Origin of the sequence: Pseudoalteromonas rhizosphaerae (genome assembly GCF_028885455.1) — a bacterium.
Lineage (GTDB): Bacteria > Pseudomonadota > Gammaproteobacteria > Enterobacterales > Alteromonadaceae > Pseudoalteromonas > Pseudoalteromonas rhizosphaerae.
Genome location: NZ_CP118496.1, coordinates 1,339,733 through 1,361,341 on the forward strand (window position 1 = coordinate 1,339,733; position 21,609 = coordinate 1,361,341).

Annotated in this window: 19 protein-coding genes; 8 read left to right on the forward strand and 11 right to left on the reverse strand. The window is 39.6% G+C overall.

The features are described 5' to 3' along the window. Nucleotides 1-128: 128 nt before the first annotated feature. The gene (locus PVK79_RS05695; RefSeq protein WP_145237750.1) at nucleotides 129-338 is read right to left on the reverse strand and encodes a hypothetical protein; all 210 of its coding nucleotides are present in this window, start codon (nucleotides 336-338) and stop codon (nucleotides 129-131) included. Nucleotides 339-518: 180 nt separating this feature from the next. Between PVK79_RS05695 and PVK79_RS05700 the strand changes: the two genes are divergently transcribed. Then, nucleotides 519-1,391 carry a mechanosensitive ion channel family protein gene (locus PVK79_RS05700; protein WP_145237382.1) on the forward strand — a complete coding sequence of 291 codons (873 nt, stop codon included), beginning with the start codon at nucleotides 519-521 and terminating at the stop codon, nucleotides 1,389-1,391. A gap of 77 nt (nucleotides 1,392-1,468) precedes the next feature. Here the strand turns inward: PVK79_RS05700 and PVK79_RS05705 are convergent, their stop codons facing one another. Then, nucleotides 1,469-2,017 (reverse strand): HdeD family acid-resistance protein, encoded by a 549-nt coding sequence (locus PVK79_RS05705; RefSeq protein WP_145237379.1) that lies wholly within the window; start codon nucleotides 2,015-2,017, stop codon nucleotides 1,469-1,471. Between the two features lie 720 nt (nucleotides 2,018-2,737). On the opposite strand from PVK79_RS05705, the gene PVK79_RS05710 reads away from it, so the two are divergent. From PVK79_RS05710 to yegD, 6 genes are all read left to right on the forward strand, one after another. Next, nucleotides 2,738-4,423 (forward strand): mechanosensitive ion channel family protein, encoded by a 1,686-nt coding sequence (locus PVK79_RS05710; RefSeq protein ID WP_257325477.1) that lies wholly within the window; start codon nucleotides 2,738-2,740, stop codon nucleotides 4,421-4,423. A 380-nt stretch (nucleotides 4,424-4,803) separates the two neighbouring features. After that, nucleotides 4,804-7,086, forward strand: a complete 2,283-nt coding sequence (locus tag PVK79_RS05715; protein ID WP_182759005.1) for a TonB-dependent receptor — start codon at nucleotides 4,804-4,806, stop codon at nucleotides 7,084-7,086. 115 nt (nucleotides 7,087-7,201) lie between these two features. After that, nucleotides 7,202-7,501: a hypothetical protein gene (locus PVK79_RS05720; protein WP_145237374.1), complete on the forward strand. Its 300-nt coding sequence runs from the start codon at nucleotides 7,202-7,204 to the stop codon at nucleotides 7,499-7,501. 60 nt (nucleotides 7,502-7,561) lie between these two features. Next, complete coding sequence (locus PVK79_RS05725; protein WP_149980836.1) at nucleotides 7,562-8,218, forward strand: HAD family hydrolase; 657 nt, start codon at nucleotides 7,562-7,564, stop codon at nucleotides 8,216-8,218. A 34-nt stretch (nucleotides 8,219-8,252) separates the two neighbouring features. Beyond that, on the forward strand, nucleotides 8,253-9,101 hold the full coding sequence (locus PVK79_RS05730) for a DNA ligase (protein WP_182734430.1): 849 nt from the start codon (nucleotides 8,253-8,255) through the stop codon (nucleotides 9,099-9,101). Nucleotides 9,102-9,165: 64 nt separating this feature from the next. Next, nucleotides 9,166-10,533, forward strand: coding sequence for a molecular chaperone (yegD, locus tag PVK79_RS05735; RefSeq protein ID WP_257325478.1), 1,368 nt, complete (start codon nucleotides 9,166-9,168; stop codon nucleotides 10,531-10,533). Between the two features lie 7 nt (nucleotides 10,534-10,540). On the opposite strand, the gene PVK79_RS05740 is transcribed toward yegD, so the two are convergent. Genes PVK79_RS05740 through PVK79_RS05750 form a run of 3 tightly spaced genes read right to left on the reverse strand, consistent with a single transcriptional unit; the run spans nucleotide 10,541 to nucleotide 12,857 of the window. Next, nucleotides 10,541-11,005: a methylglyoxal synthase gene (locus PVK79_RS05740; protein ID WP_145237363.1), complete on the reverse strand. Its 465-nt coding sequence runs from the start codon at nucleotides 11,003-11,005 to the stop codon at nucleotides 10,541-10,543. 17 nt (nucleotides 11,006-11,022) lie between these two features. After that, nucleotides 11,023-11,658 carry a LysE family translocator gene (locus tag PVK79_RS05745; protein ID WP_257325479.1) on the reverse strand — a complete coding sequence of 212 codons (636 nt, stop codon included), beginning with the start codon at nucleotides 11,656-11,658 and terminating at the stop codon, nucleotides 11,023-11,025. A gap of 5 nt (nucleotides 11,659-11,663) precedes the next feature. After that, on the reverse strand, nucleotides 11,664-12,857 hold the full coding sequence (locus tag PVK79_RS05750; protein ID WP_145237358.1) for a multidrug effflux MFS transporter: 1,194 nt from the start codon (nucleotides 12,855-12,857) through the stop codon (nucleotides 11,664-11,666). A gap of 153 nt (nucleotides 12,858-13,010) precedes the next feature. Between PVK79_RS05750 and PVK79_RS05755 the strand changes: the two genes are divergently transcribed. Continuing rightward, nucleotides 13,011-13,484, forward strand: a complete 474-nt coding sequence (locus PVK79_RS05755; protein ID WP_145237355.1) for a hotdog fold domain-containing protein — start codon at nucleotides 13,011-13,013, stop codon at nucleotides 13,482-13,484. Nucleotides 13,485-13,500: 16 nt separating this feature from the next. On the opposite strand, the gene PVK79_RS05760 is transcribed toward PVK79_RS05755, so the two are convergent. From PVK79_RS05760 to PVK79_RS05785, 6 genes are all read right to left on the reverse strand, one after another. Further along, nucleotides 13,501-13,992: a bactofilin family protein gene (locus tag PVK79_RS05760; RefSeq protein ID WP_145237352.1), complete on the reverse strand. Its 492-nt coding sequence runs from the start codon at nucleotides 13,990-13,992 to the stop codon at nucleotides 13,501-13,503. Continuing rightward, on the reverse strand, nucleotides 13,982-15,139 hold the full coding sequence (locus PVK79_RS05765; RefSeq protein WP_182717061.1) for a M23 family metallopeptidase: 1,158 nt from the start codon (nucleotides 15,137-15,139) through the stop codon (nucleotides 13,982-13,984). Before PVK79_RS05765 ends, PVK79_RS05760 begins: the two co-directional genes overlap by 11 nt. A gap of 142 nt (nucleotides 15,140-15,281) precedes the next feature. Next, entirely contained in the window at nucleotides 15,282-16,595 is a 1,314-nt protein-coding gene (gene fahA, locus PVK79_RS05770; RefSeq protein ID WP_145237348.1) for a fumarylacetoacetase, read from the reverse strand. Between the two features lie 153 nt (nucleotides 16,596-16,748). Beyond that, the gene (hppD, locus tag PVK79_RS05775) at nucleotides 16,749-17,795 is read right to left on the reverse strand and encodes a 4-hydroxyphenylpyruvate dioxygenase (protein WP_145237345.1); all 1,047 of its coding nucleotides are present in this window, start codon (nucleotides 17,793-17,795) and stop codon (nucleotides 16,749-16,751) included. Nucleotides 17,796-18,419: 624 nt separating this feature from the next. Then, complete coding sequence (locus PVK79_RS05780) at nucleotides 18,420-19,850, reverse strand: peptide MFS transporter (protein ID WP_145237342.1); 1,431 nt, start codon at nucleotides 19,848-19,850, stop codon at nucleotides 18,420-18,422. 435 nt (nucleotides 19,851-20,285) lie between these two features. After that, nucleotides 20,286-21,500 carry a hemolysin-type calcium-binding protein gene (locus tag PVK79_RS05785; RefSeq protein WP_182731084.1) on the reverse strand — a complete coding sequence of 405 codons (1,215 nt, stop codon included), beginning with the start codon at nucleotides 21,498-21,500 and terminating at the stop codon, nucleotides 20,286-20,288. Between the last annotated feature and the right edge of the window lie 109 nt (nucleotides 21,501-21,609).

Consider the following 21,609-nt stretch of genomic DNA (forward strand, 5'->3'; position numbering starts at 1 on the left):
CGTGTTTTTAGGTAAAAATAGTGCAAATCGAGAAATAGTAGCCTTAAACAGTAGGACGTATTAAAGCTACTACAGGTTGGTACTTAATTGAGAATTTTGGTTTATATTGCATGCGCGAAGTAGCAAAATTAGTTGTAACCTAAAACAAACTTTTTTTCGCTACCAAAACTTGCCGGTTGCTGGTGACCAAACTCTTTATTAATGCAATTAAGAGTATGTTCTTGCTCTGCAAGCACAGACAAAATTTTATTGCGGTATTCAATACTTGATTCAAACAGTTGCAAATCAACTAAAGGTTGTAGCGTGGCTAATTTTTGATTTAAGGTCAGTTGTGACATCATTCGTTCCTCGTGCTTTATTTAAGCTTACAGTACTTATATAGCATTACCTGTAAGAAAATGTTAATGATTTGTTCATAAAAAACATATTGAACTTTAACTTCTCCGTAAATGCCATTATGGCGTGCTAAACTTACTTAACCCTGAATAGCTATTTGTTTTATTAATTTTGGAAAAAGTATGACGTTAGAGTCAATCTCTCATTATTTATCGTATGTAATTTTTAGTTATAACAATATCGAAATTACTGTAGCTAAAGTTATTCAAGTGCCTTTGATACTCTTTGCCATGTGGTTTGTGGTTACATGGATTGGTCGATTAATACGAAAAACTCTGCTCGCACGTAAAATGAACCCTGATGCGGTGCATTTATTTACCCGTATTTATTTAGTGTTAAGTATCGCAATTTTAATATTTACCTCCCTTGAAGTGTTAAATATTCCGTTAACAGCATTTGCCTTTGTTTCTGGCGCTATAGCTATTGGTGTAGGATTCGGGGCACAAAATATCATTAATAACTTTATTAGTGGCTGGATTTTAATGTGGGAGCGGCCAATTCGTATTGGAGATTTCTTAGAAGTGGGCAACGCTAAAGGGGTGGTTGAAACGATTAATACCCGCTCCACGCGCATTCGTCGTAACGATGGTGTGCACATGCTTATACCAAACAGTCAACTACTCGAAAACACAGTGACGAATTGGACCTTGATTGACCGCAATGCTCGTTCGTCTGTCAGTGTTGGTGTGGCATATGGATCAGATGTATTGTTAGTTGAAAAACTGATCAAACAAGTGTTGAGCGAACATCCTGCAATACTCCCGACGCCGGCATCTTCAGTGTTATTTGATGATTTTGCTGAAAGCTCTTTAGTGTTCAATGCTATTTTTTGGGTTTGTGCTGAATCAGAAACCATGTTGCGCCAAGTCCGCAGTGATATTCGTTTTAGCGTATATAAAATATTTGCTGAGCATAATGTCGTTATTTCTTTCCCACAACGCGATATACATATTGATGGTGAAATTGCATTAAGGCGGGGACGAGCAACGAAATAAATCCAGCGGTACCGGTATAGTCTTGCAGAAGTAATTTGCTGCAACGAGTAGCAAATTACTTCGTTTTTATTGATGAGTTATTGCTGTTGCACCATCTTTTTTAGCTTTAATGAAAATAATACAATTAAAGCACCAAATAGTACGGCGTAAGTGGCGACTAACCAAAGTAAAGTATGGATCCCTGCGCTAGGATTAAAGATTAAATATAAACCAAATAATACTGATATTGCCCCAGTAATAATTAATATCCACTCATTAGATATTTCCGCTCTTAATTTAAGCGCAATTAAAATTTCAACAGCGCCAATCGCTATGGCCCACGCAGCGACATAATAAAGTAATAGTATCGCGGTAACGTTTGGTGCAAATAGGGTAACTAGTCCTGCGATGATTGATAACACCCCACCGGCCAATAACCAGCGCCAATAGGGATTGTGTTGCTTAGAGTTCCAAGCAACCCATGTTCTTAGCATGCCATCAAATAAAAAATAGCCCGCAAAAAATAACAACATAATACTCAGAGATGCATTGGGTGCTAACCAAGTAATAACGCCAAAAATAATTGCAATGAGGCCGCGTACTAACAGTACTGACCAGTTTTTTGAAAGTGTGGTGGTTAGATCCATTCTATTCCTTAATGACAGCGCTAAAATTATATTTAACAGCATAAATACTGCATATACGTTAGCTTGTGTAGGTACTTAGGTCAAACTCCACGTTATGTGTATAGCGTTGGGGCATTTTGACCTTTGGGAGCTAAAATTCATTCCATTTTAGGGGCGAGTAGATCATGACGCTAGATTTGTAACCTACGTGGGCTAAGTGAAAATAGAGCAAAGTTTGTGCATCTTCCCATGTTTCTAATCTACATCTATGCGGGCAACAAAAAATTAAACGTCCTAGGCAAAACCGTTCGAGCTAATAGACCCTGATTTTACCTAATGAGCGCTTTTATTCATTCAAAATAAAGTTTTTGAGACTTTTCCACGTCGTTTTGTAATACGTTTCTTAAATAGCTTAATGATGTGTTTGGCTAAGGTTAAAAATGAGAGAAACCGACGTCTCTTGATGCTATTAGCTTTAAATTTGATATGCCACTTTCTTTTTGTTTTACGTCCTAATCACATGCAGCGTTATTGCTTACTTATGGGAAATAACCACACTATATAGCTTTGTCTTACCTAAAAACCAAATATATTGCTGTAATAGTAACCTAGAAAGATAAATACGCCCTAGAGCGAAGTTTCTAGTGAAGTATACTGTTTTTAACTTTTAAATAAGTGTTAACGCTTTTATAGTTAATAACAGGTAAGGTGCTAAATTAAAACAGCTCAAGGAATTGATTTATGGATAAGTACTTCATAACATTATTAAAACTAATTGGCTTGTCCATATTATTTTCTTTGAGTTTCAGTTTATTCGCACAGCCAGAGATAACGGTAAAATCTCTGTTTGATAATGAGAACAAAGAAGATAGTCAAAGTAACCCTAATTCAGAGGTCGAACAGTCATTACAAGCAACGGTAATTACTTCCGCGGAAACCGGCAAAGAAATTGATATTGATTCTTTGCCCTATGATGAATTCCACCGTATTACTCCTAGTACTACAATGCGGGCTTATTTACGTGCTGTAAACCAACGCGATTATGCCCTAGCAACAAATTATTTAGATTATCGAAATTTACCACCTGAAGTTAAAGCAATTGCACCAGAGTTACTGGCTGAGCAACTGTCACTGGTTTTTGATCGCACGCTATGGATTGATATCGATACATTAAGTAACAAACCTGAAGGAAAGAAAAATGAACCAGTACCTAGTTATCGAGATTTAGTTGCTGAGATAACGACGTCGCGAGGGCCTGTACAAATATTATTACAACGTGTTCCTGATGAAAAAGGAAATAATAAAGTTTGGAAAATATCGAATGCAACAGTTAGTAATATCCCATTTTTAATTGATGAATTTGGTTATAACGTGCTTGGCGAGTGGCTTTATAATAATTTACCCAAAACACAGTTGTTGGGAGTAATGGTATGGCAGTGGGTTTATTTTATCGGGTCGTTTTTTGCGTTCTTTTTGCTTGCGATATTAATTACACGAATTTTTGCAGCGATCTTACATCGTTTTATAGTGCAAACACCTGACGATGTACTCGCGCTTATTAAAGGGCCTATCTGCTTATTGTTGGCTGTACTTTTATCGCGTTCACTTTATGATATTTCCAATGTTACTATTACAGTCGTTGCGCTTGCTCAAGGCGCAACAGTATTATTAGTTGCATGGACTTGGGTGTTTTTACGTTGCGTTGATATTATTAAACATCGCCTATCAGATCGCTTTATTGAGCAAAAAAAACCACAAGCTGTATTTTTGTTGCGTCCAGCAAGTAATGTGCTAAAAACTCTGGTCGTGATTGTGGCCGTATTATTGTGGTTTGAAAATTTAGGTTTTAATGCCACCACCTTACTTGCAGGCTTAGGTATTGGTGGATTAGCCATTGCATTGGCAGCGCAAAAAACGGTAGAAAATATAATAGGGGCAATTACTTTATATATCTCTTCGCCAGTGAAAATAGGTAACTTATGTAAATTTGGTTCAAGTATGGGAACCATCGAAGAAATAGGCTTACGTGCTACCCGAATACGTACTTTAGATCGATCTGTTATATACGTCGCAAATGCAAAATTTGTTGATATGCAGTTAGAGAACATTTCAGAGCGAGAAAGAATTTCCTATCGCCCTAACTTAATGCTCAGTGCCAAAACTAAACAACATGATCTATTAGCTTTTATGGCCGCATGTAAAAACTTACTTGATAAGCACGGAAAGATTGATGACACGCCATGTCGAGTTCGTTTTAAAGGCTTTACGCCATGGGCATTACAAATTGATTTATTGAGTTATGTAGTAACAACTGATTTTTCCGAGTATATGGAAATAATCGAAGAGTTAAATTTAGCTATTCTAGGCTTACTCAATGAGCATAATTGTCAATTAGCGAATCCTGAATTTGCTCGAGTTAGCGGGTGAAATTGTTAGTTTGTGTAGTTGGTTTATAAAGACATATCTATAGATGATTACATAAAGCTGATACAGTTTTATCATTGAAATTAACAGGACAAATGTCCGTATGAAATAAATATATTTGCATAATTTTTCTAAAATTCTTCTATCATGTCGCCATATGTTGTAAAAAGTTTATATTTTTGTACATATTAATGCAGTAAAAGTGTCACACAGTGCTATAATCTTCAGCGTTCGTTCAGCCTCTTTACTTCGTTTTGCACTCTCGACAAAGAGGTCCGCGCAGCTTAACTTAAGGCGCGAAAAATTGGCCGAACCCGCCGAGTGAATTTGGCGCAACACATCAACCGTTGAATAAGAGTGCACTAAAAAGGTTAAACCCCGACATGAAAGCAATGAAAAGATCTACGTTAGCAACCCTAATCAATGCAACGTTGTTCTCTGCCGTAGCAGGTACTTCATTTATAACTCTTGCTGCTGATGAACAAGCTCCAGTTGCAAAAAGCAAACAATTAGAAGTTATTCAAATCACTGCACGTAAACGTGTAGAAAACGCACAGGAAGTACCTGTCGCTGCTTCTGCTTTACAAGGTGATAGCCTTGATGCTGCCAGTTCTGCCGGCATGGATATTCGTTTTTTAAATGCAAAAATTCCAAGCTTAACTGTAGAATCTTCATTTGGTCGCTCATTCCCACGCTTTTATGTTCGTGGTCTTGGTAATTCAGATTTCGATTTGAATTCATCACAACCAGTATCTCTAGTGGTTGATGAAATTGTTCAAGAAAGCCCTATTTTAAAAGGTTTTCCTATATTTGACACGGGCCGGGTAGAAGTTCTCCGTGGACCACAAGGCACCTTATTCGGTCGTAATACCCCAGCTGGTTTAGTTAAAATTGATTCAGCTCGCCCAAGTCAAGATTTTGAAGGTTATGCAGCCTTATCATATGGTTCGTTCAATTCAATTGACTTCGAAGGGGCTGTAAGTGGTGGCTTAACTGATAACTTATCAGCACGTGTTTCTCTATTACGTCAAGAGCGCGATGATTATATTGATAATCGCTTAGCAGGCAATGAGATTGATGACGTAACAGGAGGTTATCAAGAAACGGCCGCGCGTATCCAATTCTTATATGAGAAAGATGATTTCAGTGCATTATTGAATTACCACACTCGTGACTTAAATGGTAAGCCAATTGTATTTCATGCAAATGCAATTGAAACAGGCACAAATAACCCGCGCCCGGGCTTTGATCCTGAAGTGATATATCAAGATACTGTGCAATTTGCTACACAGAATGTAAATAGCCAAGGTGCTAGCTTAAAGCTAGAGTACAGTTTTGCTGATTACACGTTGACATCGATCACTGGCTGGGAAAGTGCAGAAATTTTCTCTCGTGCTGATGTAGATGGTGGTTTTGGTTGTGGTAATACTTTTGTTCCTGGTTGCCCAACACCAGAAATGGGACCTGGTTTTATTTTCTTAGCGTCTGAAACCGCTGATGCCCTTCCAGATCACAATCAATATACACAAGAACTACGTTTAGCAAGTGATTTTGCTGGTGACTTTAATTACCAAGTTGGTGCTTTTTATTATAATGAAGAGCAAGTCATTGAGACTTACGGTTACGATGGGTTAGGTGCAAACTTCTTAACTGGCTATGTTCGCCAAGATCAAGACACAACAGCATGGGCTGTATTTGCATCGAGTGAATATCAATTAACTGAGAAGTTAGAAATCACTGCTGGTTTACGTTACTCAGATGATAAACGTGACTTTACAGCGTCACGTTACGCATCTCCAGAGTCGGCAGTTGCTAATTTAACTAAGTCAGTTGCACCAGAAGATAGCCATGTATCATGGGATTTAGCTGCTGCGTATAAATATTCTGATGATATAAATTTATTCGTTCGTGCAGCCAATGGTTTCCGTGCACCGAGTGTGCAAGGTCGTATTTTATTTAGTGATGATGTAACGGTTGCTGATTCTGAAACAATTAACTCAATTGAAACAGGTATTAAATCAGACGTACTTGATGGTCGCGGACGTATCAATGCTACTGTTTTCTATTATCAAATGGATGATCAACAGTTAACAGCTGTTGGTGGTGACTCGGGAAATTCAGCGCGTTTATTGAATGCTGATAAAACTGTTGGCTACGGTTTTGAAGTTGATACTCAATGGGTATTGACTGATGAATTTGATGCAACTTTTAACTTCAGTTATAACAATACTGAGCTGCAAGATGATGATTTATATTCGCAAGGCTGTTTTGCTTGTACGATTACTGATCCGCATACAAACCAGGGTTATAGTTTAGACGGTAATAGCCTGCCACATGCGCCGGAGTGGATTGCTAACTTTACTCTACGCTATACTAAAGAGCTTGGCGATGGTGAGTTTTATGCGTTTACAGATTGGTCATACCGTAGTGAAATTGATTTCTTTTTATATGAATCAGTGGAGTTTACTGGTGAAGCATTATTAGAAGGTGGCTTACGCGCGGGTTATAAGTGGTTTGATAATAACTACGAATACGAAGTTGCGGCATTTGCACGTAATATAACCAATGAGCAAGTATTCATCGGTGGTGTAGATTTTAGCAATAACTCTGCAATTGTTAATGAGCCTCGCTTCATTGGCGCTGAATTTAAAGTTAACTTTTTCTAAGTAGACTTTATAATTGCTAATATTAAAAGCCCGCACATGTTGCGGGCTTTTGTATTGTAAAACCTGATTTATAACTGCTAAAGTAGCGACAATTAAATTTAATAAGAGAAGAGCAATGGCTGGATTTTGGAACTACCGAGTGATTTTTTGTGAAGCAACTAAAGATGAAGCGGCGCAATATCAAATACATGAGGTTGAATATAACCTAAATGGTAAAGTAACGAATTGGTCAGAAACGGGCGCAGCGCCTTTTGGCAACACCTTAGATGCGTTACGAGATGACGCAGAGCGTTTAAAAACAGCATTTGAAAAACCTGTACTAAAAGTTGTTAGAAAAGAACGTGGCTACGAGTTGGTAGATGTTGAAACGGGTGAAGAAGCATTTGCAGAGCCGCCAGCAGGTTTAACAGCATAAGTATTAAACCAAAAAGGTGCTATGAGCGCCTTTTTTGTTGCTGAAAATAAAGGAATGAGGATGACATTAAAAGCAGTATTATTTGATATGGATGGCACTTTAGTTGATTCAGAAAGTGTCCACTTTAACTGTTGGAATGATGTTTTAGCACCGTTTGGCGTGCGCTATGAAGAAGATGATTTTTGCCAACGTTTTTCAGGTCGACCGACCTTAGATGCGGCAATTGAAGTGGTTGAGCAATATAACTTATCGGTTTCACCGCAGTGGTTAGCGCAGGCTAAATATGATGCATTCGAGCAATTTGTTACCACTAACTTACCTCCTTTAATGCCTTTTGCCGAAGAGGTATTAGAGGCAGTGAAGCAAAGCGATCTTAAAATGGCATTAGTGACGGGTAGTTCACGCCATGAGGCCTTACCTATCTTAAAAGGCTATGGCTTTTATGAATGGTTTGACTGCGTAGTGACTAAAGACGACGTGCAAAATCCAAAACCTGCGGGAGACCCTTATTTACTTGCACTGACAACATTAGGGATTTCAGCAGAGCAAGCAATTGCTGTTGAAGATACACACACCGGCGTTACAGCAGCAACTAATGCAAACGTACCTGTGGTTGCAATACCGAATAAACACACCCTAGGCCACGATTTAAGTTTAGCTGTTTCTCGCATGGATAATTTACAGCAGCTATGGCAATGGGTACAAACTAAGCTATAGTTTAGTCTGCTTGGTGATAAACAAGGAGACCGATATGCTTAAAGGACTAACAGTATTATGGTTGCTGATCAGTACTTTTACTTGCTTAGCAACTGATACACAGATCACCGCTGATGCCCAACTTGCCAAGGTTTACCCACAAGATCAAGCGCTTGCCATTGAAAACTATCTCGTTAGTGAGAAGTTTGATGGGGTCCGTGCGATTTGGACGGGAACACAGTTGATAACCCGTAATGGCAATGCCATTAATGCGCCAGGCTGGTTTATTGCTGATTTACCTAATTTGAGGTTAGACGGTGAGTTGTGGACCAAGCGCGGTGATTTTGCAGACCTCAGTGGTATTGTGCGCACTTTACAGCCGTTGGATAGTGACTGGCAAAAAGTCACCTATCAGATATTTGACATGCCAGATCAACATAATCCCTTTGCAGTACGCTATGAAAATTATCTACGTTTAGTAAAAACATTAAATAAGCCTCACATCCAAGCAGTACAGCAGTATCAATTTACTACAGAGCAGGCATTATCTGCGTACTTTGATAAAGTAACTCAGCAAGGTGGTGAAGGTGTAATGCTGCATTTAGCCTCGGCAATGCATAAAAGTGGCCGTTCTGATGCGCTGTTAAAGTTAAAACCTTATTTTGATAGTGAAGCGGTCGTCATTGCTCATCTTCCAGGAAAAGGCAAATTTACTGGCATGCTAGGGGCGTTAAAAGTAGTTACACCACAAGGAAAAGAGTTTTCAATTGGTACTGGCTTTAGTAACGCACAGCGCCAAAATCCACCCGCAATAGGAGCGACGGTGACATACCGATACCATGGTTTTACTAAAAACGGTTTACCACGGTTTGCCAGTTTTTTACGTCAACGCGATCCTGATTAACATTTAAAAAAAGCCGTAAGTATGCTAAATTGCGCGGCCTTTTGATGTTAGTTGTGGTGAAGTAATGGTAGTTGGTTTTGATTATGGTAGTTCTAATTGCGCAATGGGTGTAATGAATGCTCAAAATACTGTTGAGCTGGTGCCCCTAGAGCAAGGTAAGTTTTACCTCCCTTCAACCTTATACACACATCACAGTGCTTTAGTTGTCGATTTTGTTGCTCAGCATCTAACAGGTACAAATTATGAAACTGATTTTAAAACCCAGCGCCAAGCCCTGCTCAATAGTATGGTGCGGATCAAGTCTGACTTAGATCTAGCCCCCGGTGATGAAAGTCTTTTTATTGGCCGTGAAGCAATTAACGAATATGTGCAATTTCCTGAAGAAGGCTATTTTGTTAAATCCCCTAAATCGTTTTTTGGGGCAATAGGCTTAAAGCAAGGGCAAATTAACTTCTTTGAAGATATTGCCACCGCGATGATTTTAAAAATCAAACAGCGAGCTGAAAAATCACTACAAAAAGAGTTAACACAAACGGTTATTGGCCGCCCGGTAAATTTCCAAGCCGTGGGTGGAGAGCAATCAAACCAACAAGCAATTGGTATTTTAGAGCGTGCAGCAAAACGAGCTGGCTTTAAAGATGTGGCTTTTTTATATGAACCACTCGCAGCAGGAATTGATTATGAAAGTGACTTAAATAACGATCAAAAAGTATTGGTTATTGATATTGGTGGTGGTACCAGTGACTGCTCATTTGTGCAAATGGGACCTAGCTTTCGTGATAGTAGTGACCGTGATAATGACTTTTTAGCGCATACAGGTAAACGTGTTGGCGGTAATGATTTAGACATTGCTTTAAGCTATCACGCATTAATGCCATTGCTTGGTTTAGGCAGTCAGTTTAAATCAGGTTTACCACTGCCTAATCAAGCATTTTGGCAAGCATGTAAAATTAACGATGTGAACTTACAAAGCCAGTTTTATAGTCAAAGCCATCACCGAGAATTACTTACGCAGTTACGTGAAGTACAAGCACCTGAGTTATTTCAACGACTGATCGATTTGCAGCAAAATAAGCAAGGTCATCAGCTGGTACAGCAAGGGGAGGCGGCAAAAATTGCGCTTTCGTCAGTGACTGGGTATGACTGTGAATTAGGGTTTTTAGCACCGCAATTACATAAAGTGCTATCACGAGCTGATTTAGCTGTGGCGGTTGATGATTCGATTATGCAAATAGTAAGTTTAGCAAAACAAGCGATTAAAGATGCAGGGACCGTTCCTGATGTGATTTACCTTACCGGTGGCAGCGCGCAATCGCCACTAATAAAAGCTGCATTAGTTGAGCACTTAGGTGATATTAAAATGGTAAACGGCGATCACTTTGGTAGTGTAACCGCCGGACTCACTAAATGGGCAAGTATGCTTTATCGTTAAAGGGTGCTTATAGAATGACTTGTCGGGTTGCGAGGTATTTCTCGTAATCTGGCAATGACCGTTCAAGCTCGTTATGCATCAAAGGCGAGCTTAAAATCATATCTGCGCTGACTTCATTACACGCCACTGGAATATTCCATACCGCAGCTAAGCGTAATAATGCTTTAACATCCGGATCATGAGGTTGAGATGCAAGGGGGTCCCAAAAGAAAATCAACACATGAATTTCATGCTCCGCAATTTTAGCGCCTAACTGCTGATCGCCCCCCATAGGGCCACTAAGTAGTTTGATAACTTCAAGTCCAGTATTTCGCTCAATTAAATGACCTGTGGTGCCTGTGCCATATAAAGTGTGCTTACTGAGGTTATCGCGATGTTTATTACACCAGGCTAGCAAGGCTGCTTTTTTACCATCGTGTGCAACTAAAGCAATATTTTTTTGCGCTGGAAGGGTTTGCTGTTTTTGTTCCATGTTGACTCTTTTTCTTTTTAGATGAGTAGATTAACCGCAAGAACTACAAATACTACACCTGTTATACGATCAATCCAAATTTGGCTTAGCGGGTGCTCTCGAAAGTAGCCTGCAATTTTATCGCCAAAGTAAATATACGTGCAGTCAATCGGAAACGCAAAAAGTGGATACAGTAAGCCAAAGAAAGCTAATTGAAATGTAGTTGATGATGACAGGGTTGGATCAACAAACTGCGGAATAAACGCAATAAAAAATAACGCTACTTTAGGGTTGAGCACTTCAGTCATCATAGCCTGAAACATAATATTAGTTTTTTTCTTGGTGCTTACATGGGGTTTATCTTCGCTACTGCACTCTGACTGGATAAATGTGCTTTTAAACATCATAAAACCTAAATAACATAAGTAGGCAGCACCAGCGTATTGTACGCTGGTATAAGCCACTTCTGAGGCTTTTAGGATAGCCGTAAGACCGACAACGGCAAATAAAGTATGCGCCACTCCGCCTAAAGCAAAACCAAATGCGCTTTGTAAGCCTGCTGCGCGGCCATTGGCAAAAGTTTGCGCCATTAAAAAAGCATTGGAAGGACCTGGTGCAACAGCGATTAAAAAACTCGCGGCTAAAAATGACAGTAAAAATTCAAAATTGATCATTGTTTTTATGTGTTTTTAGGGTGATAAGCGTGTGCTTTATTACTGAGCAGTATAACCCACAGTGGCAGCAATAATAATAAGTGAAAAGCAATAAACTCGGGCGCATTGAAAGGGAGCACTTGGGTGAGCATAACCAATGCTCCAGCGCCGCTCATTTGCATTAAACCGATTAACGCAGATGCAGTACCTGCTTGTTTAGCAAAATGTGACAATGCCATTCCAGCCGCTGAGCCTAAGCTAAGTGCAAAGCCTAGCGCAGCAATCAACACTGGCAGCATAAAAGCAAAGGCACTTTTAAACTGGCCGAGAATTAAAATCAGTACACCAGAGAAAATTAATAAACTCATACCTATGCGTAACGCTTTTTGACTATGGCGTTTGATATACAATGGTGCAATAAAGCTAGCTACAATGCTAACAATGGCATTGAGAGTAAACCAAAAAGTAAAATCGCTGACCGATCCACCTAACTCGGTCATGATCCATCCCGGTGCTAATGTTACAAAAGCTAAAATAGCCGACATTGCCACCATACAAATTAGGCTATTAAAAAGAAAAATAGGCGTGCTAATGATTGGTATAAAACGACGTAAATCGAGTATGTGGCCCTCATAGTGGCTATCCGCAGGGCGTGTTTCTTTAAAATATATGGCAGTGATCATTAGTCCAACACAAGCAAACCCCGCCAAAAATAAAAAGTTCATCCGCCAGCCAAATTGCACAGTCAGCCAAGCGCCTAAAATAGGCGCTAACGCCGGAATAAAACACACAATACCATTTAGGTAAGTGATCATTTGGCCGCTTTTAGCACTGCCGTAGGTATCACGAACAATCGCAAATGCAACCACAAAAGTGGCACAAGCCCCAAAACCTTGCAGTGCACGTGCAAGCATCAGAATGCTAAAGCTAGGTGCTAAAAAAGCCAACATCCCAGCAAATCCATACAGTGTGATGCCAAATAGTGCGACTGGACGGCGGCCAAACTTGTCGGCTAAAGGACCTGCTATAAGCTGACCTAAGCCAACCGTCAGCATAAAAATAGCGACGGTAAGTTGCACTTGCTGCTCATCAATAGCCAATGCTTGCGCAATATCAGGAAATGCGGGTAAGTAAATATCAATCGCTAATGGGCAGAATATAACCAGAAGAGCGAGAATTAAAATAACACTAAGATGATTGCGGCGATCGGTTGTTGGCATGAGTGCTCCTTTTGCCGCGTATTTTAGGTCTGCAAAGATAAAAAAGAAAGGGCATATGACCCATCTATCAATAAGATTATAAGTATAAATGCACTTTTGCTAACTGGTCTGATGTGCTAATTTTGCAATAGCGACATTCAATGGAAAATAATAATGAGTAATAAATCTGCAGTTTTAACAGCATGGCATAGTTTTAAGCGTCTACCATTTGGCAATTGGTTATTTACTAAAGTAGTGTGTTTTAAAGCCCCTTATTTTGGCTCCATGAAACCCACTGTTTTAGATTTACGTGACGGACATTGCAGCGCAATGGTTAAAAACCGACGGAGTGTGCACAATCATATTGGGACTATCCATGCTATTGCGCAGTGTAATTTAGCTGAGTTATGTGCCGGTGTGATGGTTGATGCTACCGTGCCATATAAAACTCATCGCTGGATCCCTAAAGGAATGACGGTGCAGTACTTAGCGAAGGTTGATACTGATGTCACAGCTGTGGCAGAAATTGCAATGCCAAGACAATGGCTAGATAAAGAGGATTTAGTGGTGCCAGTGAAGCTTTACAATACTCGCAGTGAATTGGTCTTCACTGCTGATATTACAATGTACGTTACTAAGAAAAAGTAAAAGAATAATAAAGCGATTACTTTTTCTCAGCGGCTTGTTTGTTGAAAAACGACAAGTCATTATCACCTTCACTGAGCGCAGATGTAAGCTCCGGCTTTGATTCTGCGTTATTGGTAATTAATTCAACCGTTTCAGCTTCATGGCGTTGTTTTAAGTTACCTTCAATAATTGCACCAGCATCAATACTTAAAGTATCTTGATAAACATCCCCGTGCACTTGCGCTGAACGTTCAATAACTACTTTGCTGGCGTTGAGTGAGCCGATTACTTTACCTTTTACAATCACGCTTTCAGCGACCACCGAGCCTTCAACACAACCGGTATTACCAATAACTAAATGGTTAACACGAACATCACCATCTATGCGACCATCAAGCTGTACTTCACCTTGACTCACTAGGCTGCCCGTTAAGCGAACATCTTCAGAAATGATCGAAGGAGTGTGGCTAGTTCTTTTTAGTTGAGAATTTGCAGAACTACTTACTGTTGATTTTTTTTTACCGAACACGAGAAAGCGCCTTTGTTATTTTGACTGGATTGACATGTTTGTCGTTAAGTAATACTTCATAGTGTAGGTGAGTGCCAGTACTTCTGCCAGTGCTGCCCATTAATCCGATAACATCATTTTTGGTTACCGTTTGGCCTTTTTTAACGTTGATTTTATTTAAGTGACCAAACCGAGTTACAAAGCCGTTTTTATGTTGCAGTTCGATAAAATTACCATAACCACCGTTGCGTCCTGCGCGTAATACAGTGCCATCAGCGGGGGCGAATATTTCGGTTTTATGCCAACCTGCTAAATCAACACCTTTATGATAAGCATGACGGTTATTCACTGGATCTTTACGCAGGCCAAAACTACTCGAAATGTAGTAATTTGCTGCAGGCAGAGTTTGCGGTAACTCACTGAGTAAATTTTCAAGCTTATTCAACGCCAATAGTTTATCTGCGATGACTAAAAATTCAGCTGGGATCTTTGATTCATCAAATAAATCCAGCGGACCACCTTGCGCGGTTTCTGTCATATCACCATCTAGACGACGCGCCAAGGCGGTATCAAGTCCTGCACCTTTGAGCATCGCTAAAATATCGTGCTGGCGGCGTTCTATTTGTTGCTCTATTTGTAAAAAGCTGTGTTGGTATTGGCTATCGAGTAGTGCAAAACGTTGCTCGATATTAACAGAGTCAGATAGTGAAAGAGTGTGTGCGCTGTTAGGGTTTTCATCAACTAATGGTTCGTGGAACTCTTCTTGTTGTTCGCCGAGTTCACCTTCTGGCGGCGCTGCTGGCAGTGTGGGATTACTCATCGACTCAGGTAAAGAATCGATCATGCTCTGCAATAAAGCATGCTTTTGCTCTAGCACCGCAAGCTGGGCTAACTGTTTATCGTATTGTGCTTGTTGTTCTTTACTTTGTTGCTGCCACTGTTGTTGTTTTGATAATTGGCTTTGTTCGATATCGGAAATCTTGTTGGTTTGAGAGTATATTCGCAGGGTCGAAACAGCCAACCAAATTAAAGCAATTAAAATAATAGCTACGGCTGATATTTGTAACCAAGGTGCTAATATCACATGTTTAACCTCACCATTTTGGCGGATCAACAGCTGTCTAGCTGGGAATAATTTGTGATAAAAAGACTTAATAAATGCTGACATGGCTTATAAACACTGGCTATTAACCGAATTAAGATAGCAATCTGAGCTGAAAAAGCCAGTAAAAAATTGTAATTAATCTTAAAAAAGGAGGCGTTGGTCGCCTCCTTATAATAAATACATTTAATAAATGTTTACAACTTAGTTACTTAGCAGGAAGAACCGTTCCTTCTACGCAGCCAAAACCGATACGAGCAAAACCGGCTTTTTCACACCAACCACGCATAATAACGTTGTCGCCATCTTCTAAAAAGCTGCGTTGTTCACCGTTATTAAGGGTGATTTTTTCTTTACCACCACGAGACAGTTCAAGTAATGAACCGGCTTCTTCATGAGTCGGACCTGATTGCGTACCTGAGCCCAGCATATCACCTGGCATAAAGTTACAACCATTTACTGTGTGATGAGTCACCATTTGTGCCACTGTCCAGTATGAATGTTTGAAACTTGATTTAGATACTAATGAAGGTGCAGCACCTTGTTCACGCATTTTAGCGGTCTCAATTTGCACGTCCATTTTTATATCAAAGGCGCCAAGCTCACGGTTTTGGCTTGATTCTAAATAATCTAATGGTTGTGGGTCATTTTCATCACGAGTCCATGATGTTTTATAAGGTGCTAATGCTTCGGTGGTTACAATCCACGGTGATACAGTTGAAGCAAAGTTTTTCGCAAGGAATGGACCTAATGGTTGGTATTCCCATGCCTGTAAGTCACGTGCTGACCAGTCATTGAATACACAAAAACCAAATACATGGTTTTCAGCGTTTTCGATAGCAATGGCATCACCTAATTCATTACCTTTACCTAAATAAATGCCTAGCTCTAACTCATAATCTAAACGTTTACACGGACCAAGCGATGGTACTTCAGCGTCTGGCGCCTTAGTTTGACCATTTGGGCGATGAAAGGTTTGACCTGACACATCAATTGATGAAGAACGGCCATGGTAACCAATGGGTACCCATTTATAGTTAGGCAGTAACGGGTTGTCAGGACGGAATAAGCTACCGACTGCTGTTGCATGATAGATAGATGTGTAAAAGTCAGTGTAATCGCCAATACGACATGGCAATGCAAACTCAATGTCTGCTTGGGCAATTAATGCGTCGCTTAACTTAGCTTGTTCAGCGGCGCCTTCGCGTAATGCTTTAGATAATGCTAAACGTAGCGCTGACCAATATTGCTGACCAAGACCCATAAATTCATTTAATGTTGCTTGGCTTGCTGCTGCTATGGCTGTTTGTGCATCGCCTGAGAAAATAGCTAACTCGTTTACTTTGGCAAGGTCGATAACTTGGTCGCCAATGGCAACAGCACCACGAAAAGCTTCGTCAGAGTTCTTACGACGTACTTCTGCAAATGGTAGGTTTTGAATTGGGAAGTCACAATTTGCAACGTTCGCTGAGGCAACCCAGCTAGTTAAATTTATATCATGGGTTTCGTTAATTAAACTCATTACATTTCCTTTGGTTTAGTCAGTCGCGCTTTACAGTGGATATGGTGATGAATAGCGCGATTTAAACAGTGAAATTCAGATTGTCATTTATAATATTGATGAAACGACAAAAAGCAGCGAAGTACGCTGCTTTTTAAATTTACAATACGGTGCTTATAAAACGCCGCGGCGCTCTTGGTCGCGCTCGATTGATTCAAACAGTGCTTGGAAGTTACCTTCACCAAAACCGCCGTCATCAACACGTTGGATCATCTCGATAAAGATTGGGCCAAATAAGTTTTTCGAGAAAATTTGCAATAAGTAGCAATTTTCACTTTGGCTATCGACTAAGATCTGATGTTCACGGATCTTTTCTTTATCTTCTGCAACCCAAGGTACACGATCGAAAATTGTATCGTAGTATTCAGGGATAATATCAAGCGTGGCAATGGTTGATTTATCAAGCTTATCTAGTGAGCTTACTAGGTCATCTGTTAAGAATGCTAAATGCTGCACGCCTGGGCCATTGTATTCACCAAGGTATTCATCGATTTGGTTGTTATCGTTGCCTTTACCTTCATTGATTGGAATCGAGAAGGTGCCGCACGGTGATTTAAGAGCATAAGAGATCAAGGCTGTTTTTTGGCCTTTGATATCAAAGTAACGAACTTCAGTAAAACCAAATACGTCTTTATAAAAGTTAGCCCATGTTTCCATAGTGCCTTTATAAACGTTATTAGTTAAATGGTCGATGCGAATAAAGCCTTTATCATCAACAATGTTTTGTTCGCTTAAGTCTTCAAAGTCTTGCTCATAGATTGAACCTTTGTCACCAAATTGCTCAATAAAATAAATTAAGCTGTCACCAATACCGTAAATTGCCGGGTATGGTAGGTCTTTATGAGTTGAATCAGTCGCGGGTTTTGCACCACGCGCTACTGCGGTGTCAAATGCCTGTTGAGCATTCTCTACACGCCAACCCATAGAACAAATTGCAGGACCATGACTTTTTGCAAATTCTGCAGAGAAACCATCACGTTCATTATTTAGTAAAAAGTGAATATCGTTTTGGTTGTAATAAACAATGTCTTTACCTTTAAATGTTTTGAGCTTTGAAAAACCAAAATCGGTAAATACTTTATCCATATAATCTGCATCAGGTGTAGCGTATTCAGTAAACTCGATACCTACCAAACCTAAAGGGTTAGTTACTTCACTCATTATAATTCTCCCGCAATAAACACTGCGTCTTGTTGTGTCTGATGCGCAGATAATTAACCATAATTGGCAGCAGGGGAAGAGCCGATAGCTATTTAGGCAAACGGCTCTTTGTAAATTAAATGGGACGATCATTTTAAAATGCATAAGCATTAATGCTTGGTTTTGAGATTTGTATTGAAAGGCCTTGTATTAAGTAACTTAAACTTTTGTTAACTTATTGATAAATAAAATTAATTTATTCTTATTTAAGGGGGTGAATAATCAAATAAAGGAACTATTCACCCCTTATTAAATATACGTGGTGTAATAAATTGTTTACGCTAGAGCCGTATTTGTTAAAAAACTAACTCTTCTGCGCTAAGCTAAGGTCACTAGTAATGGCTGGGGCATTTTGCTAGCAGTGCTACAGCGTTTCGTTGAACGTGCGTGGTGGCCTATCAGATGTGTTTAATGAAGCTGTTGAAAAGTAATTTATAATCTTTTGTTACGCGCTTTGAAGTCAGCCTTATTAATATCGTAACTTAAATCGACGTTTGGTTGGCAGGAATTAATCATGGCGATATAAATAGAGCAACTAAAATCCCCACAAGCGGCATAGCTTGTGGGGAGATAATAAACACAGAGTTACGGTTTTTCAGCAACTACTTCAAGCTCTTCAGCTAAAATGTGCTCTTGTGTTTGTGGCTCGTGTTGACCTTCAGCACCGTGCATCCATTTAACAAGCTTGTCGCTTAGTAAGTACATGATCACAGCAGAGAGAACAGCAGTAGCGCCTAAACCAATAAAAATGCCCAATGCGTTATCAAGCGCTTCTTCGCCTTCACCTAAGAATGAACCTACGAAACCAGCAATCTTATTCGCAACAGCAGTACATAGGAACCAAATTCCCATTAGCATTGATGCTAAACGCAGTGGTGCTAGTTTACTCACCATTGATAAGCCGATCGGCGATAAACATAATTCACCCAAGGTATGGAATAAGTAAAATAATACTAACCACATCATGCTGATCTGTAGTGGCTCACCTTGACCTTGGGTCATAAGTGCTAAAATCATAGTGATAAAGCCAAGCGCTAAGAATATCAACGCAATGGCAAATTTAACTGGAGAATTAGGCTCTCGTTTATCAAGTTTCAACCATACTATGGCAACCATAGGCGCAAAAATAATGATGAAGATTGAGTTTAATGATTGGAACCAAGACGCTGGAATTTCAAAGTTGAACAACATACGATCAGTGTAATCATTAGCGAATAAATTCATCAAGCCACCGGCTTGCTCAAAACCCATCCAAAATATGATACTAAATACACTCATAGTGAAAATAACTTTTATACGGTCAGTTTCCACTTTTGTGAGCGGCTCTTTGGTATTTGAAGTTGATTGTGATTGCGCTAATTTAGCGGCAGGAACAACACCAATATCACCTAAGTACTTATTACTAAGTACTACTTGCATCGCTACCGAAATTAGCATACCAATACCAGCAACAACGAAGCCATATTGCCAACCCATAGATGCAGCTGCGAAACCCGCAACAAGTGGACCAAGCGCACCACCTAAGTTGATACCCATATAGAAGATTGTGAAGGCGCCATCACGACGTTGATCACCCTCTTTATACAAGTCGCCAACCATAGTTGAGATGTTAGGTTTAAATAAACCGTTACCCATACATAATAAAGCAAGACCGATATAAAATACGTTTTCCTGTTGGCCGGCTAACATATCGTGGGGGATACCCATAGTAAAATGGCCAGCAGCCATTAGTAGACCGCCGATGATAATAGCTTTTCGTTGACCAAGTACGTTATCAGCTAACCAACCACCAAATAATGGAGTGATATAAACCGCCATTGTGAACGTACCATAAAGGCTTAGTGCGTCTGCATTACTCCAACCAAAACCACCGTCTTGGACAATAGCAACAAGATAAAGTACTAAAATGGCACGCATGCCGTAATAACCAAATCGTTCCCACATTTCTGTGCCGAACAACAGAAATAATCCTTTAGGATGCCCTAAAAAATCACCTGCTTTAGGTAATGAACTCATATTTACTTCCTAACTCAACGTTAATTATTGCGGCCTTATATTTTTTGCTTTGGTCGTTCATGTGCTTTCAACACAAACAGAACGGGTGGCCATGAATATTATTTTTAATGCAGCTAAGGTAATGGTTTGCTCACTAAGATTGCTTAGTGGGTAAGAGTCACACCCTTATCCTAGCTACAATTGCGCCTAAGTATACATACACGGGCAGTGCAGGGGAAGTGCTTGCGATAGTTAGATTACTGATGGCTTTAAAGCGTCAGCGTAAGGCACTAAGGGGCTTTGCGGTAATAAGCGTAATGAAATGACACTTGCTCATTTTTTGTATAGCGGGTAAATAAGGTGGCATTGAGGAGCTGTTACACAATGCGTAACAAATACTAAAGGCCGAGTAATAAATTACTCGGCCTTTAAATAAAGACTTATTAACAGTGTAAATTAGTTACAGTAGTTACTATCAACAAACGTTAAATCATTAACATGTGAAGGGCCATCCATAATGAATGTTGCCGCCGCAGTATTTTGATCTAATCGGTAAATTTTAGCGTTCTCGCCTTTTACACGTCCTGACACATAAATTGTGCCATCTGCAGCAATTGCGATACCAGATGCTTGATCAACACCATGCTCACCAATTAAAGACAACTCCATTGAACCTTGGTCAATAGTATAAAGTGCTTTACCGGTAAGAACGTAAAGAACATTATTATCAGCTGAATAAGCAATATCACCATCAGCGAACGAATCACCAGGGAAAGTTAATTTACCAAGTACTGTTTTATCACCTGTAGCTAGGTCAAAATCGTACATGTATGTTTTGCTTGTGGTACGTAATGTTGTGCCATCAGCGTTCATTGCAGAGCGGTAAATCGGGTACGAAGTTGCAGATGTAACCAATGCCTGCTCATTCGTAGCAAGGTCAAGTGATAAAATTTGCGAGACTTTAGTCGAGCTATCTAATTGCTCCATGAAATATAAAACACCATTATGTGATGCAATATTTGATGCCGTGTTACTTAAACCCGTTACTTTAGAGTATGTGTTTGTGTCAGTATTGAAAAAGTAAACAAATCCTTCTTCATTCGTACCGAAGTTATTAATACCGTATAAGCCAGATGCACATTGGCTAGTTACTTTAACATCATCAATAAACGCACCTAATGAATCAGATTTACCTGCGCCGATAAATTTAAGTTCGGTTGCTGCTGAACTTGCTTTTACAGTGTACGTAAACTTTTGCCAGTCTTTGGTGGTTGAATTTAACGTATCGAGTAACTCACCATCCCAATATACTTCTGCTTTATTAGTATTTGCATCACCACTTACACGTGCTGAATAATAAAAGCTTACTTCATAGTTATGATCAACATCAGTATTCAATGTTTGCGAAACGCTATAATTAGCTGTCGAATCTAACTCTAAATACTGGCTGCCATCTTGAGCTTTGATAAGGCCAAGCTTATTGGTTTGGATTTCAAACTTAGCATTGTTTGAACGTTGCCAACCTGAGACTTGATTTAATAATCCCCATGTTCCAGAAATTGTTGCAGTGTTTTCAAAAGAACCATTTGCTACTAGGTTCGTTGATGCTGCTGCAAAGCCTGAAGCGATCAATAAAGGTAATGTTGCAAGCTTAAACAATGAGTTTTTCATAGTACTTTTCCTACCAAGTAATTCATTTTGTTTTTGTTAACATTTTTATTAACAATTTATGGTACTATTTTGCTATAAATATTGGGTTCGGTCAAATGTTGAACATGAG

Coding starts and splice junctions, on each gene's coding strand:
- PVK79_RS05695 (WP_145237750.1), bottom strand. CDS start 338: ATGTCACAACTGACCTTAAATCAAAAATTAGCCACGCTACAACCTTTA.
- PVK79_RS05700 (WP_145237382.1), top strand. CDS start 519: ATGACGTTAGAGTCAATCTCTCATTATTTATCGTATGTAATTTTTAGT.
- PVK79_RS05705 (WP_145237379.1), bottom strand. CDS start 2,017: ATGGATCTAACCACCACACTTTCAAAAAACTGGTCAGTACTGTTAGTA.
- PVK79_RS05710 (WP_257325477.1), top strand. CDS start 2,738: ATGGATAAGTACTTCATAACATTATTAAAACTAATTGGCTTGTCCATA.
- PVK79_RS05715 (WP_182759005.1), top strand. CDS start 4,804: ATGAAAGCAATGAAAAGATCTACGTTAGCAACCCTAATCAATGCAACG.
- PVK79_RS05720 (WP_145237374.1), top strand. CDS start 7,202: ATGGCTGGATTTTGGAACTACCGAGTGATTTTTTGTGAAGCAACTAAA.
- PVK79_RS05725 (WP_149980836.1), top strand. CDS start 7,562: ATGACATTAAAAGCAGTATTATTTGATATGGATGGCACTTTAGTTGAT.
- PVK79_RS05730 (WP_182734430.1), top strand. CDS start 8,253: ATGCTTAAAGGACTAACAGTATTATGGTTGCTGATCAGTACTTTTACT.
- yegD (WP_257325478.1), top strand. CDS start 9,166: ATGGTAGTTGGTTTTGATTATGGTAGTTCTAATTGCGCAATGGGTGTA.
- PVK79_RS05740 (WP_145237363.1), bottom strand. CDS start 11,005: ATGGAACAAAAACAGCAAACCCTTCCAGCGCAAAAAAATATTGCTTTA.
- PVK79_RS05745 (WP_257325479.1), bottom strand. CDS start 11,658: ATGATCAATTTTGAATTTTTACTGTCATTTTTAGCCGCGAGTTTTTTA.
- PVK79_RS05750 (WP_145237358.1), bottom strand. CDS start 12,857: ATGCCAACAACCGATCGCCGCAATCATCTTAGTGTTATTTTAATTCTC.
- PVK79_RS05755 (WP_145237355.1), top strand. CDS start 13,011: ATGAGTAATAAATCTGCAGTTTTAACAGCATGGCATAGTTTTAAGCGT.
- PVK79_RS05765 (WP_182717061.1), bottom strand. CDS start 15,139: ATGTCAGCATTTATTAAGTCTTTTTATCACAAATTATTCCCAGCTAGA.
- fahA (WP_145237348.1), bottom strand. CDS start 16,595: ATGAGTTTAATTAACGAAACCCATGATATAAATTTAACTAGCTGGGTT.
- hppD (WP_145237345.1), bottom strand. CDS start 17,795: ATGAGTGAAGTAACTAACCCTTTAGGTTTGGTAGGTATCGAGTTTACT.
- PVK79_RS05780 (WP_145237342.1), bottom strand. CDS start 19,850: ATGAGTTCATTACCTAAAGCAGGTGATTTTTTAGGGCATCCTAAAGGA.
- PVK79_RS05785 (WP_182731084.1), bottom strand. CDS start 21,500: ATGAAAAACTCATTGTTTAAGCTTGCAACATTACCTTTATTGATCGCT.